This is a genomic window from Bacillus sp. BS98, from assembly GCF_008432245.1.
GTDB lineage: Bacteria > Bacillota > Bacilli > Bacillales > Bacillaceae_G > Bacillus_A > Bacillus_A toyonensis.
This window is the reverse complement of record NZ_CP043830.1, coordinates 4105471-4121492: the sequence shown is the minus strand read 5'-3', so window position 1 is coordinate 4121492 and position 16022 is coordinate 4105471. Positions and strand designations below refer to the sequence as shown.

18 protein-coding genes are annotated in these 16022 nt (G+C 36.3%); 15 read left to right on the top strand and 3 right to left on the bottom strand.

Features of this window, described 5'->3' with window-relative positions:
• Positions 1 to 79: 79 nt before the first annotated feature.
• From F0362_RS21370 to F0362_RS21355, 4 genes are read left to right on the top strand one after another with little or no spacing between them, the layout of a single operon-like run.
• On the top strand, positions 80 to 649 hold the full coding sequence (locus tag F0362_RS21370) for a nicotinate-nucleotide adenylyltransferase (protein ID WP_001226034.1): 570 nt from the start codon (positions 80 to 82) through the stop codon (positions 647 to 649).
• Positions 639 to 1208 carry a bis(5'-nucleosyl)-tetraphosphatase (symmetrical) YqeK gene (gene yqeK, locus F0362_RS21365; protein ID WP_001078252.1) on the top strand — a complete coding sequence of 190 codons (570 nt, stop codon included), beginning with the start codon at positions 639 to 641 and terminating at the stop codon, positions 1206 to 1208. Before F0362_RS21370 ends, yqeK begins: the two co-directional genes overlap by 11 nt.
• The gene (gene rsfS / locus F0362_RS21360) at positions 1205 to 1561 is read left to right on the top strand and encodes a ribosome silencing factor (RefSeq protein WP_000653199.1); all 357 of its coding nucleotides are present in this window, start codon (positions 1205 to 1207) and stop codon (positions 1559 to 1561) included. The genes yqeK and rsfS overlap by 4 nt, the downstream gene beginning before the upstream one ends.
• Positions 1558 to 2307, top strand: coding sequence for a class I SAM-dependent methyltransferase (locus F0362_RS21355; RefSeq protein ID WP_000873061.1), 750 nt, complete (start codon positions 1558 to 1560; stop codon positions 2305 to 2307). Before rsfS ends, F0362_RS21355 begins: the two co-directional genes overlap by 4 nt.
• Before the next feature lie 172 nt (positions 2308 to 2479).
• Here F0362_RS21355 and comER read toward each other — a convergent pair whose 3' ends face one another.
• Complete coding sequence (comER, locus tag F0362_RS21350) at positions 2480 to 3307, bottom strand: late competence protein ComER (protein WP_001020544.1); 828 nt, start codon at positions 3305 to 3307, stop codon at positions 2480 to 2482.
• A 77-nt stretch (positions 3308 to 3384) separates the two neighbouring features.
• Between comER and F0362_RS21345 the strand changes: the two genes are divergently transcribed.
• The 3 genes from F0362_RS21345 (at position 3385) to F0362_RS21335 (ending at position 6938) form a co-directional block, all read left to right on the top strand.
• Positions 3385 to 3981, top strand: coding sequence for a helix-hairpin-helix domain-containing protein (locus F0362_RS21345; RefSeq protein ID WP_000989947.1), 597 nt, complete (start codon positions 3385 to 3387; stop codon positions 3979 to 3981).
• Between the two features lie 63 nt (positions 3982 to 4044).
• Complete coding sequence (locus F0362_RS21340) at positions 4045 to 4602, top strand: ComE operon protein 2 (RefSeq protein WP_000439776.1); 558 nt, start codon at positions 4045 to 4047, stop codon at positions 4600 to 4602.
• A 14-nt stretch (positions 4603 to 4616) separates the two neighbouring features.
• The gene (locus F0362_RS21335) at positions 4617 to 6938 is read left to right on the top strand and encodes a DNA internalization-related competence protein ComEC/Rec2 (protein ID WP_000545164.1); all 2322 of its coding nucleotides are present in this window, start codon (positions 4617 to 4619) and stop codon (positions 6936 to 6938) included.
• Positions 6939 to 6969: 31 nt separating this feature from the next.
• On the opposite strand, the gene F0362_RS21330 is transcribed toward F0362_RS21335, so the two are convergent.
• Positions 6970 to 7104, bottom strand: a complete 135-nt coding sequence (locus F0362_RS21330) for a YqzM family protein (RefSeq protein ID WP_000997609.1) — start codon at positions 7102 to 7104, stop codon at positions 6970 to 6972.
• 348 nt (positions 7105 to 7452) lie between these two features.
• Between F0362_RS21330 and holA the strand changes: the two genes are divergently transcribed.
• Positions 7453 to 8463 (top strand): DNA polymerase III subunit delta, encoded by a 1011-nt coding sequence (gene holA, locus F0362_RS21325; RefSeq protein WP_001279936.1) that lies wholly within the window; start codon positions 7453 to 7455, stop codon positions 8461 to 8463.
• 83 nt (positions 8464 to 8546) lie between these two features.
• Here holA and rpsT read toward each other — a convergent pair whose 3' ends face one another.
• The gene (gene rpsT / locus F0362_RS21320; RefSeq protein ID WP_001274011.1) at positions 8547 to 8804 is read right to left on the bottom strand and encodes a 30S ribosomal protein S20; all 258 of its coding nucleotides are present in this window, start codon (positions 8802 to 8804) and stop codon (positions 8547 to 8549) included.
• Positions 8805 to 8985: 181 nt separating this feature from the next.
• Between rpsT and gpr the strand changes: the two genes are divergently transcribed.
• The 7 genes from gpr (at position 8986) to grpE (ending at position 16011) form a co-directional block, all read left to right on the top strand.
• Positions 8986 to 10089, top strand: coding sequence for a GPR endopeptidase (gene gpr, locus F0362_RS21315; RefSeq protein ID WP_000662628.1), 1104 nt, complete (start codon positions 8986 to 8988; stop codon positions 10087 to 10089).
• Complete coding sequence (locus tag F0362_RS21310; protein ID WP_001214892.1) at positions 10086 to 10451, top strand: YqxA family protein; 366 nt, start codon at positions 10086 to 10088, stop codon at positions 10449 to 10451. The genes gpr and F0362_RS21310 overlap by 4 nt, the downstream gene beginning before the upstream one ends.
• Before the next feature lie 210 nt (positions 10452 to 10661).
• Positions 10662 to 12485, top strand: coding sequence for an elongation factor 4 (lepA, locus tag F0362_RS21305; RefSeq protein ID WP_001030961.1), 1824 nt, complete (start codon positions 10662 to 10664; stop codon positions 12483 to 12485).
• 129 nt (positions 12486 to 12614) lie between these two features.
• The gene (locus F0362_RS21300) at positions 12615 to 12989 is read left to right on the top strand and encodes a winged helix-turn-helix transcriptional regulator (RefSeq protein ID WP_001293547.1); all 375 of its coding nucleotides are present in this window, start codon (positions 12615 to 12617) and stop codon (positions 12987 to 12989) included.
• Between the two features lie 51 nt (positions 12990 to 13040).
• On the top strand, positions 13041 to 14180 hold the full coding sequence (gene hemW, locus F0362_RS21295) for a radical SAM family heme chaperone HemW (protein ID WP_000249444.1): 1140 nt from the start codon (positions 13041 to 13043) through the stop codon (positions 14178 to 14180).
• 133 nt (positions 14181 to 14313) lie between these two features.
• Positions 14314 to 15330, top strand: a complete 1017-nt coding sequence (gene hrcA, locus F0362_RS21290; protein ID WP_000954961.1) for a heat-inducible transcriptional repressor HrcA — start codon at positions 14314 to 14316, stop codon at positions 15328 to 15330.
• A 114-nt stretch (positions 15331 to 15444) separates the two neighbouring features.
• Entirely contained in the window at positions 15445 to 16011 is a 567-nt protein-coding gene (gene grpE / locus F0362_RS21285; RefSeq protein ID WP_000392715.1) for a nucleotide exchange factor GrpE, read from the top strand.
• Positions 16012 to 16022: the final 11 nt, after the last annotated feature.

Below are 16022 nucleotides of genomic sequence, written 5' to 3'. Positions count from 1 at the left end.
TTGAACTTTTATTAACAGTGAACTCTCTTCGAATTGATAGGAAGAGAGTTGCTGTATGTAAAAGGAAGGGGCGTTTCTTTTGAGAAAAATTGGCATCATTGGCGGTACATTTGATCCGCCTCATTATGGGCATTTGCTAATTGCAAATGAAGTATATCACGCTTTGGACTTGGAAGAAGTATGGTTCCTGCCAAATCAAATTCCGCCACATAAACAAGGGCGGAATATTACAAGTGTAGAAAGTCGTTTAAAGATGTTAGAGCTTGCGACTGAGGAAGAAGCATACTTTTCAATTTGTTTAGAAGAGCTAAACAGAGAAGGCCCATCTTATACGTATGACACTATGTTACAATTAACGGAAAAGTATCCGGATGTGCAGTTCCACTTTATTATTGGTGGAGATATGGTTGAGTATTTGCCAAAGTGGTATAACATTGAAAAGTTACTTACACTTGTAACTTTCGTTGGAGTTACGAGACCAGGTTATACATTGCATACGCCTTATAATATTGTAAAAGTGGAAATTCCAGAGTTTGCAGTTTCTTCTTCTTTGTTACGTGAGAGGTATATGGAGAAGAAAACGTGCAAATATTTACTTCCGGAAAAAGTACAGGTATATATCGAGAGGAATGGGTTGTATGAATCGTGAGGAAGCACTTCATATTGTGAAACAACAAATGCATGAAAAGCGTTATGTACACACAATAGGTGTAATGGAAACAGCGATTGAACTGGCTCGTTTATATGATGTAGATGAGAAAAAGGCAGAAACAGCTGCTATCTTTCATGATTATGCAAAATGTAGAGCGATTTCAGAAATGGAAGAGATTATTAAGAGGGAAGGTTTGCCGAAGGATCTACTTCACTATAACAAAGAGTTATGGCATGCACCTGTTGGGGCATACTTAGTAGAAAAAGAAGTAGGCATTACGGATCCTGAAATTTTGCAAGCTATTACATACCATACAAGTGGTCATGAGAAAATGACGATGTTAGATAAAGTGATTTATGTAGCAGATTACATTGAGCCGGGGCGTAAGTTTCCTGGTGTAGAAGAAGCGAGAAAACTCGCATATAAAGATATAAATCAAGCGTTACTGTTTGCTTTAAAGCGAACAATTCAATTTTTAATGGAAAAAGATCAAACGATTTATCCATTAACATTCCAAACATACAATGCAGTTATCAAGGAGGAAATTATTAAATGAAAGATAAAGATTTATTAGTATTAGCAGCAAAAGCAGCTGATGATAAGAGAGCAGAAGATATGGTTGTACTAAATATGCAAGGGATTTCACCAATTGCAGACTATTTCATTATTTGTCACGGAAACTCTGATAAACAGGTGCAAGCAATTGCGCGTGAAATTAAAGCGAAGGCGCATGAATTCGAAATTAATGTACAACGTATGGAAGGTTTTGATGAGGCTCGTTGGGTATTAGTAGACCTTGGTGATGTGGTTGCTCATGTATTCCATAAAGATGAGCGTGATCACTACAATTTAGAGCGTCTATGGGGCGATGTACCACGTGAAGATATTACTGAAGAGTTAGATCAATGAAATACGAACAATTTGCATTACTGTATGACGAACTGATGAATGATGTCCCGTATGATAAATGGGTAGAGTTCACAGAGGAAAGTTTGCAGCATGCGGGCATGAAAGAGGCAAAAATTCTTGATGTAGCATGTGGAACTGGTAACGTAACACTACCGCTTATGCGAAAAGGTTATGATTTAACTGGTGTAGATCTTTCAGAAGAAATGTTAACTGTCGCACAGCAGAAATTAGGAGGAGAAGGTTATTTTCTTCCTTTTTACCAACAAGATATGAGAGAACTTGATGTTCCTGGTGAATTTGATTGTGTAACAATCTTTTGTGATTCGTTAAACTATGTATTGCAAGAAGATGGAGTGCAAGAAACGTTTAGAAGAGTCTTCCATCATTTACGTCAAGATGGCTTGTTTTTATTCGACGTACACTCTTTATATAAAATACATCACGTATTTCAAAATGAAACATATACAGTGAATGGCGAGGAAATATCACTTATTTGGAACTGTTTCCCTGGAGAAGAATCCAATAGTGTGGAACATGATTTGACATTCTTTGTACAAGATCCAGAAGAAGATGTATATCATCGTTTTGATGAATGTCACGTGCAACGAGCATATTCGGTTGAAGAATTAACGAAATGGCTTGAAGAGGCTGGATTTACAGTGCTTCGCGTCACAGGAGACTTTGAACGAATTGAAGTGACAGAACAAACAGAGCGCATCTTTTTTATGGCGAAGAAGAATGGATAAAACAAAAGCAACCGATAAGGTTGCTTTTGTTTTTTAGAAAAGATTTGATTTCATTTCTAGAATATTAAAAAGATGATACATGTAAAGTACAAAAATGCTAGTTTTAGTGAAAATGTAGCATAAAAAAGATACGTATTAATAAAAAGGATTTGGAATGGCGATGGCGTATTTATTATGTGTGTTTATTGAATTGCTGATCAACGCATTTTAAATCTTCATCAAACTTCTCGTGTGTCCGTTCGATTAATTTATGAAACATATCTCCAACATGTTCTTCTAAAACTAGAATACCTTCTCCTGTAACGCCGCCTTTGACACATACCTTTTCTTGTAAGGTAGGTAATGTGAAAATCTCTTTTTCAAGTAATTTCCCCATTCCAACGACCATTTCACTTACTAAAGTAGTAGCTTCTTCATGTGTAATATTTGTTTTATCTACAGCAGCGTTAATGAAACATTGTAATAAATAACTAAAGAATGCAGGGCCGCAGCTTGCTATATCAGATGAAACGCGCGTTATATCTTCTTCTATTACAAGTGGAGTAGAAATTTTTTTGAATAGCCGAAGTAGTTTTTGTTGCCACTCTTCAGAGCATTTACTTCCAAATGTAAATAATGATGCGCCAGATAGGGCGCGGTTTGTAATGCTCGGAATGATACGTGCGACGTGGCAAGGTACAAGTGTCTCTAATTGTGATGGAGATATTGGACTTGTGATAGAAACTAAGCACTTTTCATCAGAAAAATGTTCAGCATATTTTTGTAGGATAGGGTATATATCTTTTGGTTTAACGCAAATAAAAATAAGTTGTGATTGTTCGAGTACTTCTGGGATTGTTTTGGCTATATGAATAGAAGGGTATTTTTCTTTTATATGATATGCTTTGGCAGGTGTCCGATTAATGATTGTAAGGCACGAAGGTTTGACAGCACGGGTCTCTAAAAATGCATCGATTAGTATGTTCCCCATGTTTCCTGTCCCTATAATTCCTATGTTCAATGTTTCATCCCTCCTTCGTAACAGCTTTCTCCTAAACAATATGAATGATGTTATAAATTTATGATTAGAGGTGTAAAATGATGTGGGATTTTCCGAAAAAATGGTTGGGGTTAGTAGTTATTATTGTAACTGTACTTTTTCTTTTTTTCTGGAAAACAAACCAGCATACAGAGCGATCGGTCATTGCAACGGATGTTCAGGCGAAAGATGTAGAGAAAAAAAGTAAACCGAAAATATTAGATGCAAAGGAACAGAAAAAAATACTAATTGATATGAAAGGGGCCGTTGTTAAAGAGGGGGTGTATGAAATGAAGGAAGGGGACCGGTTCAAGGATGCCGTTGAAAAGGCGGGTGGTTTTTTGCCTGAGGCAGATATAAAGAAGGTGAATTTAGCACAAATTGTACAAGACCAAATGATTCTTTATGTACCCAATAAAAATGAGCAAGTGCAAGATTTGGCTACCTCTTCAAAGGGGGAAGGGAAAGTTCAAATAAATGCAGCTTCTAAAGAGCAACTTGAAAAAATCACAGGCATTGGCTCTCGAAAAGCGGAAAGTATTTTGAAATATCGAGAGGAACATGGTCCGTTTCAGAAAATAGAAGATTTATTAAAGATTGATGGGATTGGTGTGAAGTCTTTGGAAAAAATAAAAGATCAAATTATTATTCCGTAAAAGATTGACGAAGTTTTTCTTCATTCGCTACACTACAAGTAGACAAAAAAGAAGGTGAAAAATATGGAACGAATTTCGTGGGATCAATATTTTATGACGCAAAGTCATTTGTTATCTTTACGTAGTACATGTACAAGACTTGCAGTAGGGGCAACAATCGTTCGTGACAAGCGGATTATTGCTGGCGGCTATAATGGTTCAATTAAAGGTGGGGTGCATTGTATCGATGATGGATGCTATGTCATTGATAATCATTGTGTTCGTACAATTCATGCAGAAATGAATGCTTTATTACAATGTGCCAAGTTTGGTGCGAAAACAGAGGAAGCAGAAATTTACGTTACGCATTTCCCTTGTTTACAATGTTGTAAGGCAATTATTCAAAGTGGTATTACAGCGGTTTATTATGCGCAGGATTATAAAAATCATCCATACGCCATAGAGTTATTTGAACAAGCGAATGTAACAGTGAAGCACGTTCCACTAGAATATGATATTGCTGCATTAGAGGAGCAAAAACGTTATACGGAGTTAAAAGAATTATTTGGGTCTTTCGAAAAAGATAATTTATCAATGGAAGAATTACAGCATGTATTCACGAAAGCAAAAATGATGCTATAAGGAGTGAGTATAAGTTGCATGAACAATGGGGCTATATTGCAATCTCTTTTATAATGGGGATTGCAATCGCCTTTTCCTTGTCATTTTTATGGATTGCTTGTTGTTTCGTTTTATATGTTTTCTTCTGTTTATATCGTACTTCGCGTAAAACCTTCATTTTTTGTATGATAGCGTGTTTTAGTGGTGCTATGTACACTTCGTATGTTCAAGGACAAAATAAGCCTCTAGGGGAGCCCTATGAAGCTACAAGAGGGGTGATACAAAATACACCTCTTATTAATGGGGATCGCCTATCTTTTCAATTTGAAGATCAGAATAAAAATACAGTGCAGTTAAGTTACAAAATGAAATCAGCCTTGGAAAAGAAACAATTACAACAATTATATGCGGGAGTATCCTGTGTATTCAAAGGTGAGAGGAAAGAACCGCAAACTGCTCGGAATTTTCATGGTTTTGATTACCGAGATTATTTATATAAACAAAATATTCATTTTATATTCCATGCTACATATATTTCTGAGTGCCAAAAAACATCATTATCATTTGTGCAATGGATTCTTTTTTATAGGCAGCACATAATCTTTAAAGTTACAGAAATGTTTCCAGAGCAATCAGGTGCTTTTATGAATGCATTATTATTTGGTGACCGACAACAAATGACGTTTGAAGTTGAAGAACAGTATCAGCAATTTGGTCTTGTGCATTTATTGGCGATTTCAGGGTCGCATATTGTTCTGTTAATGGTGATAGTTTACTTTGTTTTACTGAGAAGTGGTGTGACGAAGGAGATGGCGACAGTATTTCTAATTGTTTGTATTCCAGTGTACATGATTATAGCAGGCGCATCACCGTCTGTTATAAGAGCTTCTATAACAGGTGTTTTATTGTTGGTTGCTTTCATTTGTTCTGTTCGCTTATCTAGTTTAGATGCCTTAAGTATAACGGCTATATGTATGCTTATATACGACCCATATCTTGTTTTTAATATAGGATTTCAATTTTCATTTGTAGGTAGTTTCGCTTTAATTTTATCTGCTCCGATACTACTAAGGCATAGTAATGGAATAATTCGAAATGCTATTTATATTTCTATTATCTCGCAGCTCGTTAGTACCCCGATTTTGTTATATCATTTTGGTTATTTTTCTCCATATAGTATTTTCCTCAACCTCATATACGTTCCATTTTTATCTATACTTGTATTACCATGTAGTATTATTATTCTGGTATTTATACCAATTATCCCATTTCTCGCAAAAGGACTTGCAAATATACTGTCAGTAGGTTTAATTATTTCTAATAATTTACTAAGTTATTGTGAAAGCTTACCGTTTCCCCGCCTTGTTTTCGGGCAAACATCTATACTTCTTATAGTTGTATATTGTGTGATGATTGTTAGTATATTGATCGTCTTGGAAAGAGGGCTGCCGAAAAAAATTGTATTCATAGTCATGAGTGGATTTCTTTTTATTAGCACGTGTCATTATGTATACCCGTATTTTCGCGAGAGTGGGAGTGTGACATTTATTGATGTTGGACAAGGTGATGCAATATTAATTCGACTTCCATATGATAAAGGGGTTTATCTTATTGATACAGGTGGAACACTTCGGATAAATAAAGAAGAATGGCAACGGAAAAAGCATGAATTTTCTGTTGGTCACGATATTCTTGTTCCTTTTTTGCAAAAGGAAGGTGTGAAAACAATTGATAAATTAATCATAACGCATGGAGATGCGGATCATATAGGTGCCGCATCAGATTTATTATCGTATATAACTGTAAAAGAAGTTGTATTTGGTCAAAAGAAACAAGAGACAGTATTAGAAAAGGTGTTAAAGAAAAAGGCATTAGAAAAAGAAGTGAAAATAAGTATAGTGGAAGAAGGGGAGTGTTGGAGTATAAATGGAGCGGAATTTTTTATACTAGCTCCGAAAGGGAAAGAAAAAAGTGAAAATAACTCTTCAATTGTAATGTGGGCCAAATTAGGAGGATTAACATGGCTGTTTACAGGTGATTTAGAAGAAGAGGGAGAGGAACTTTTAGCATCGACATATCCATATTTACGGGCGGATGTTTTAAAAGTTGCGCATCATGGGAGTAAAACGTCATCTACAGCACCTTTTTTGAGGCTTATACAGCCTAGTATAGCGATTGTTTCTGTGGGAGAACGGAATAGGTATGGACATCCGGATAAGGAGGTGATAGAGCGTTTTGAGAAGATGGGTACTGAAGTATGGCGAACGGATAAACAAGGTGCTATTTCCTATGTTTTTAAAGGGGAAACCGGAACCTTTAAAAGTAAAATCACATATGATGAAATACATAATAGATGAAAAAGAGAAGACTGCCATGAAATGGCAGCCTTTAAGAACCGATGAATTTAATAACAGTTGCAATAATGAAAAGTGTTGCGAAAAAACCAAATGAGACGATAAATCCTACCCCTGAATCAATAGCGTCATTGCGTTTACTTTGAACATTTTGTTCAAAATCATTCATTTAGAATCCCTCCCCAACATTCCACTTTAGTATAAAATATTGTCAGAAAAAAATCTACAATTTCCATATGAAGAGGAACCGAGTATTTTTACTACTTTCTAGTTCGTTAAGTGACATGAGTTTTTCGTTTCCAAGCATGTTAAGAGTTGGCACTTATACTCGGATTTTTATTGTGAATAATAAAGGGAAGGTGATTACCGCACACCAATAAGAAACCCGGGACTTATTGCGTGGCGTTTAATATAAATAAAGGGGCGGGTTGTAAAGCCTGTTCCTTTGTACTTGTAAAACAAAAGCTAGGGCATTAGTATAAATATATATTGCCAAGTTAGGGAGTAGGAAAAAAGTATGAGTGATATACATAAAAAAATTAATAAGAAGCAGTTTGCTCCGTTATATTTACTGTATGGAACGGAAGCGTTTTTTATAAATGAAACGATAAAGCTTATTACAACAGAAGCACTTGAAGAGGAAGATCGAGAATTTAATGTTGTGACATACGATTTGGAAGAATCCTATTTAGAAGATGTGGTTGAGGATGCGCGTACACTTCCTTTTTTTGGGGAACGGAAAGTACTATTAATGAAATCACCACTTTTTTTAACTTCACAAAAAGAAAAGTTAGAACAAAATATAAAAATTTTAGAAGAATATATTGGTGAACCTTCTCCATTTTCTATTCTTGTTTTTGTTGCGCCTTACGAAAAACTCGATGAACGAAAAAAAATTACAAAACTATTAAAGAAAACAGCGGATGTAGTAGAAGCGAATGCGATGCAAGTGCAAGATGTTCAGAAATGGATTGGTGCTCGTGCTGATGAAGTACATGTGCATATTGATAATGCAGCTGTTAGTTTGTTATTAGAGCTTGTGGGAAGTAATGTAACGATGTTGGCGAAGGAAATGGACAAGTTAACGTTATACGTTGGTATGGGCGGAGAGATTACACCAAAACTTGTTACAGAGCTTGTGCCGAAGTCTGTGGAGCAAAATGTATTTGCTTTGACAGAAAAAGTAGTGAAAAAGGATATTGCGGGTGCAATGCAAATTTTAGATGGATTATTTACGCAGCAGGAAGAACCGATTAAATTGCTTGCGTTATTAGTGAGTCAATTCCGCTTGCTGCATCAAGTGAAAGAGTTGCAACAACGTGGTTACGGACAAAATCAAATCGCGTCTCATATTGGTGTACATCCGTATCGTGTAAAGTTGGCGATGAATCAAACGAAGTTTTTCTCTTTTGAAGAATTAAAAAAAGTTATTATAGAATTAGCGGAAGCTGATTATAGTATGAAGACGGGGAAAATGGATAAGAAACTTGTGCTTGAGTTTTTCCTGCTGCGGCTAAATCATATGTAGTGATACAAAAAAGTTCATGTACTTGTTACGTGAACTTTTTTGTATATAAAAAAACGATCCAAATGGATCGTTTTTTAAACGCCTTACGCGTTTACTTGTTTCGCTAAGCGAGATTTTTGACGAGCTGCAGCGTTTTGGTGGATAAGACCTTTACGAGCTGCTTTGTCAAGTTTTTTAGAAGCAGTTTTGAAAGCTTCTTTAGCATTTTCAAGATCGTTATTAGTAACTAAAGCTTCTACAGTTTTAACAGCAGAACGCATGTCAGACTTGATAGAAGCGTTATGTGCACGACGCTCTTCGCTAAGTTTAGCGCGTTTGATAGCAGATTTGATGTTTGCCATACTTTTCACCTCCCTGGTGCAATCGAATGACTCGATTCTTAACATAGAACAAGTGATATTCTATCAAACGGTGAAGAGAATTGCAATAGTATATCAATGAAATTTCACGTAAAGGAAAGAATGACCTTATATAACTTTGGGAAATCTAACGATATTTACTATGAATTACGGAGGAGATACGATGAAAGAACCATTAGATTTAAGTAAATATAGTGTTAGAACTGACCTTGCTGTAGAAGCGCATCAAATGTTGCAAGAACGCCAAGAAGAACAAGAAGGGGTACAAGGAGTTATTGTAAAAGAGAGGGAAGAAGAGGGTATTACAATTACAAAAGTCACAATTGATGAAGTTGCATCTGAATCGATGGGTAAAAAACCTGGAAATTATTTAACGCTTGAAGTGCAAGGTATACGTCAACAAGATACGGAACTGCAACAAAAGGTAGAGCGTATTTTTGCGAAAGAATTTTCTTATTTCTTAGAAGAGGTTGGCGTTACAAAAGAAGCGAGCTGTTTAATTGTTGGTCTTGGGAATTGGAATGTAACACCGGATGCACTTGGACCGATAGTTGTAGAAAACGTATTGGTAACGAGACATTTGTTTCAATTGCAGCCTGAAAGTATAGAAGAAGGTTTTAGGCCTGTTAGTGCAATTCGTCCGGGAGTAATGGGAATTACAGGAATTGAAACGAGCGATGTTATTTATGGAATCATTGAGAAGACGAAGCCAGACTTTGTAATTGCAATTGATGCGTTAGCTGCACGCTCTATTGAACGTGTAAATAGTACGATACAAATTTCGGATACAGGGATTCATCCTGGATCTGGTGTTGGGAATAAACGTAAGGAGCTAAGTAAAGAAACATTAGGAATCCCTGTTATTGCGATTGGTGTTCCAACTGTAGTAGACGCAGTTTCTATTACGAGTGATACGATCGATTTTATTTTGAAGCACTTTGGAAGAGAGATGAAAGAGGGACATAAGCCGTCACGGTCTTTATTACCAGCGGGATTTTCATTCGGAGAAAAGAAAAAATTAACAGAAGAAGATATGCCGGATGAAAAAAGTAGGAATATGTTTTTAGGTGCTATTGGTACATTGGAAGAAGAAGAAAAAAGAAAATTGATCTATGAAGTACTGTCTCCTCTCGGTCATAATTTAATGGTGACCCCAAAAGAAGTAGATGCTTTTATAGAGGATATGGCAAATGTAATAGCGAGTGGGTTAAATGCAGCGCTGCATCATCAAATTGACCAAGATAATACAGGAGCATATACACATTGAGGGGGAGAGACGATGATAGTTTAAGTCGTTTTGCACTTCTGTGTATATGTAGTGCAGTTTTATGTTTACTTATGATGATAGCAGGAGTTGCGCTTGCTAATCATGGTTTGAAAAGTATGAAAGGTTATCAGCAGCTGTCGTATGAACAAATAGCTCATATGACAGGGACAGAGGGTGCGAGTGCTGAATCAGAAATTTTGGGAAGTTCGTTTTCAACTATTGAGAAACAAAAACAATTAGAAAGTTTAAGAAGTTTTAATGTCGTAGAAGGAATTGGTATGGCGATAGCAAGTGTTGCTTATGAAATAACAAAGTTTGGAACGGATATAGTTGTTGGGAAAGTGAAAGAGATTTTTAGCTAAGAGTAGCAGGAAGAACGGTTGTCTTATCGTTTTGTACGACAGCCGTTTTTTAATTTGAAAAAGGTTTGTCTCTTATGGTTTGTTCGCATAAGATATAGATAGAATGATTTGTCTTGTAAGCAGCACGAGTTTTCATTGAATCTTTGCTGCTCTATTGATATAATCAGTGCTAGTGTATATTGGCGAGACTATTAGGAGTTGAGAACATAGATGAATAAAGAAGAAAGAGCAAAAAGACAGTCCAAAATTCGTAACTTCTCCATCATTGCTCACATTGACCACGGGAAATCAACGTTGGCAGACCGTATTTTGGAGAAAACAAACGCGTTAACACAGCGCGAAATGAAAGCTCAGTTGCTTGACTCTATGGATTTAGAGCGTGAGCGCGGTATTACAATTAAATTAAATGCAGTACAATTAACGTATAAAGCGAAAGACGGTGAAGAGTATATTCTTCACTTGATCGATACGCCAGGACACGTCGATTTTACGTACGAAGTATCTCGTAGTTTAGCGGCTTGTGAAGGTGCAATTCTTGTTGTTGATGCAGCGCAAGGGATTGAGGCGCAAACATTAGCAAACGTATATTTAGCGCTTGATAATAATTTAGAAATCTTACCAGTTATTAATAAAATCGATTTACCAAGTGCGGATCCAGAACGCGTACGTCAAGAGGTAGAAGATGTAATTGGTTTAGATGCATCGGAAGCTGTACTTGCTTCGGCAAAAGCAGGCATTGGTATTGAGGACATTTTAGAACAAATCGTTGAAAAAGTACCAGCTCCGACGGGTGATTCAGAAGAGCCGTTACAATGTATGATTTTCGATTCCTTATATGATCCATATCGTGGTGTAATTGCATATATCCGTGTTGTAAACGGAACGGTAAAAGTTGGCGATAAAGTACGTATGATGGCAACTGGTAAAGAGTTTGAAGTAACAGAAGTAGGTGTATTTACACCGAAAACAACGCAGCGTGATGAGTTAACTGTAGGTGATGTAGGTTTCTTAGCAGCATCTATTAAAAACGTAGGTGATACACGTGTTGGTGATACGATTACACATGCGAAACGTCCGGCTGCAGAGGCGTTACCAGGTTACCGTAAATTAAACCCGATGGTATTCTGTGGGCTGTATCCAATTGATTCTGCTCGTTATAACGATTTACGTGATGCGTTAGAAAAATTAGAGTTAAACGATTCTGCTCTTGAGTTTGAACCAGAAACATCTCAAGCGCTAGGATTTGGTTTCCGTTGTGGATTCTTAGGTTTACTTCACATGGAAATCATTCAAGAACGTATTGAACGTGAATTTAAGATTGACTTAATTACAACAGCGCCAAGCGTTATTTATAAAGTTTATTTAACAAACGGTGAAGATGTTATTGTTGATAATCCATCTAATATGCCAGATCCACAGTCTATCGATCGTGTAGAAGAGCCGTTTGTTAAAGCTTCAATTATGGTTCCGAATGACTATGTTGGAGCTGTAATGGAAATTTGCCAAGGTAAACGTGGAACGTTTATTGATATGCAATATTTAGATGAAACGCGTGTTACATTAACATATGAAATCCCGTTATCAGAAATCGTATATGACTTCTTCGATCAATTGAAATCAAATACGAAAGGATATGCATCATTTGACTACGAGTTAATTGGTTATAAACCGTCTAAACTTGTGAAAATGGATATTCTTTTAAATAATGAACAAGTGGATGCTTTATCATTCATTGTGCACCGTGATTCAGCGTATGACCGTGGTAAAGTAATCGTAGAGAAATTAAAAGAATTGATTCCAAGACAACAGTTCGAAGTGCCAATTCAAGCTACTATTGGAAACAAGGTTGTAGCACGTTCTACAATTAAGGCGATGCGTAAAAACGTACTTGCAAAATGTTACGGTGGTGACATTTCTCGTAAGCGTAAACTTCTTGATAAGCAAAAAGAAGGTAAAAAACGTATGAAGTCTGTTGGTTCTGTAGAAGTACCGCAAGAGGCATTCATGGCTGTACTGAAAATGGATGACAACTAATATAAAATAAAGAAGGAGTCGTTTATGCGGCTTCTTTTTTTCTGTATCATTACTTTTTAGACATCTTAGTATCTCTCATTTACAATAGTGAGAGAGCTTTTTAGTTCATACAGAGTTAGGAGATTATTAATGTCCGAAAATATTCGAAAAGATATTCAAGAGAAACTACAAAATGGTAATTTTAATTGTGAAAAGGAATTGACGCTTTCTATTATTAGTGGAAAGTGGAAAGTTGTGATACTGTGGCATCTTGGTGTGGAAGGGCCTCATCGTTTTAGCGAATTACAACGGTTATTCCCAAGCATTTCTCATAAAGTTTTGTCGAACCAATTAAAAGAGTTAATGGAAGATGGGATTGTTGATCGAACAGTATATCCCGAAATTCCTCCTCGTGTTGAGTATTATATGACGGAACTAGGCATGTCACTTTTACCAATCGTTGAAATGATGTATGATTGGGGAAAAATGCGAATGGAACAAATCCGTAATACGTTAGAGAAGTAGAGAACCCTCCGGAGTGCGGAGGTTTTCTTTTTAGAAAGGTAGGAGTTATATTTGGTACAAGCTGCATATATTCATATTCCGTTTTGTCAGCATATTTGTCACTATTGTGATTTTAATAAAGTGTTTATTGAACGCCAACCGGTAGATCAATATTTAGAGTACTTAGAGAAAGAAATAATAAATACGGTTCAAAAAGTACCGTTTGATAGTATGAAAACGATTTTTGTTGGTGGAGGAACGCCGACAGCATTAAATATGGAACAGACAAAAAAATTGCTCGATATCATTAATCGTCGTTTGCGTCCATTTGCTCCGAATTGTGAATTAACTTTTGAAGCGAATCCAGGGGACTTACCGAAAGAGAAGTTGAACTTACTGTTAGAAGGTGGCGTGAACAGAATTAGTTTTGGTGTACAAACGTTTCGTGATGAACTGCTTGAGAAAATCGGGCGCAAGCATACGAGGGAGGATGCGTTTGTAGCAATTCGAGAAGCGCAGGAAGTTGGCTTTACAAATATTAATATAGACATAATTTATGCCCTGCCAGGGCAGACGATAGAAGATGTAAAAGAAACGTTAGACATTGCCTTTACGCTCGGTGTGCAACATTTCTCAGCATATTCATTAATTGTGGAACCGAAAACAGTGTTTTATAACTTAATGAATAAAGGGAAATTAAGACTCCCAGGTGAAGACCATGAAGCGAAAATGTACGAAATGGTAATGGATGAAATGGAGAAACACGGTTATAACCAGTATGAAATTAGTAATTTCTCAAAAGGTGACAATAAAAGTAGACATAATCTCACATACTGGAATAATGAAGAGTATTATGGTTTTGGAGCTGGAGCTCATAGTTATGTAAATGGGGAACGTATTCAAAATGTAGGTCCGCTGAAGCAATATTTTAATAAAATTGATGAAACAGGATTTCCTTATTTAGATGTTCATGAAGTGACTGAGAAGGAAAAAATGGAAGAAGAGTTGTTTTTAGGACTTCGAAAAACAAAAGGTGTTTCTAAAATAGCATTCCAAAAGAAATTCAATATAGAGATGGATCAAGTTTTCGCGAAGCAGTTACAAGGCAATCAAGAACAAGGGTTGCTTGAAGAAAGAGATGGATATGTGCGTTTAACACGAAAAGGGAAATTATTAGGGAATGAAGTGTTCCAGTCATTTTTGATTGACTAATTAAATGTTTCATAAACGTGAAAAAAATTCATTATTTCGTGACGTTTCCGTTGACAATTGAATGTCAATTTTGGTAAGTTATTAATAGATTTAGCACTCGAAGACAAAGAGTGCTAACAGAGGTGATGATGAGATGCTTACGGAACGTCAGCTCTTAATTTTACAAACAATTATTGATGACTTTATTGGATCAGCGCAGCCCGTTGGGTCTAGAACGTTGGCTAAAAAAGAAGAAATCACATTTAGTTCAGCTACTATTCGAAATGAAATGGCTGATTTAGAAGAATTGGGTTTTATTGAAAAAACACATAGTTCTTCTGGACGGGTTCCTTCTGAGAAAGGATACCGATTTTATGTAGACCATCTTTTAGCGCCGCAAAACTTACCGAACGATGAAATTGTACAAATTAAAGATTTATTTGCTGAAAGAATTTTTGAAGCAGAAAAAGTTGCACAGCAATCTGCTCAAATTTTATCAGAGCTTACGAGCTATACGGCGATTGTTCTAGGGCCTAAGTTAAGCACAAATAAACTTAAAAACGTACAAATTGTGCCGCTTGATCGTCAAACAGCAGTCGCTATTATTGTAACGGATACAGGGCATGTACAAAGTAAAACGATTACCGTTCCGGAATCTGTTGATTTATCAGATTTAGAAAAAATGGTTAACATTTTAAATGAAAAGCTATCTGGTGTACCGATGGCAGAACTTCATAATAAAATCTTTAAAGAGATTGTTACAGTTTTACGTGGGTATGTTCATAATTACGATAGTGCGATAAAAATGTTAGATGGTACATTTCAAGTTCCGTTATCGGAAAAGATATACTTTGGAGGGAAAGCGAATATGCTTTCGCAACCGGAGTTCCATGACATTCATAAAGTAAGATCTTTGCTGACGATGATTGATAATGAGGCTGCGTTTTATGACATTTTGCGTCATAAACAAGTCGGAATTCAAGTGAAAATTGGTAGAGAAAATTCTTCTACGGCAATGGAGGATTGCAGTTTGATTTCTGCAACGTATTCGATTGGAGAAGAGCAACTTGGAACAATTGCAATTTTAGGTCCGACGAGAATGCAATACTCTCGTGTAATTAGTTTACTGCAGTTATTTACAAGACAGTTTACAGACGGACTTAAAAAGTAAATGGGAGTAATACATTCGCTCAAGTGATGAAATTTTCATTGCTGTGTGTAATATATAATGCTTAGGTAATCATGCTAAGCATGATACCTAATACCTTTTAAGGAGGTGAAAATTGTGGAAGAGCGTAACGAACAAGTGGTAGAAGAAGTGAAAGAAGCGCAAGTTGAAGAAGCTGTCACGCCAGAAAACAGTGAAAAAACTGTAGAAGAAAAAAGTGAGGCTGCTCTTTTACAAGAAAAAGTAGATGAGTTACAAGCGAAACTAACGGAAACGGAAGGTCGCACATTACGTCTACAAGCTGATTTTGAAAATTATAAGCGCCGTGTCCAAATGGATAAACAGGCTGCTGACAAATATAGAGCACAAAGTCTAGTTTCAGATATTTTGCCAGCTCTTGATAATTTTGAAAGAGCGATGCAAGTGGAAGCGACTGACGAGCAAACGAAATCCTTGTTACAAGGTATGGAAATGGTGCATCGTCAATTGCTAGAAGCGTTGACTAAAGAAGGTGTGGAAGCGATTGAAGCTGTTGGTAAACAGTTTGATCCGAATGAACACCAAGCTATTATGCAAGTGGAAGACAGTGAATTTGAATCAAACGCGGTAGTTGAAGAATTCCAAAAAGGTTATAAACTAAAAGACCGTGTGATTCGCCCATCAATGGTAAAAGTAAATCAATAATTTACATAAAA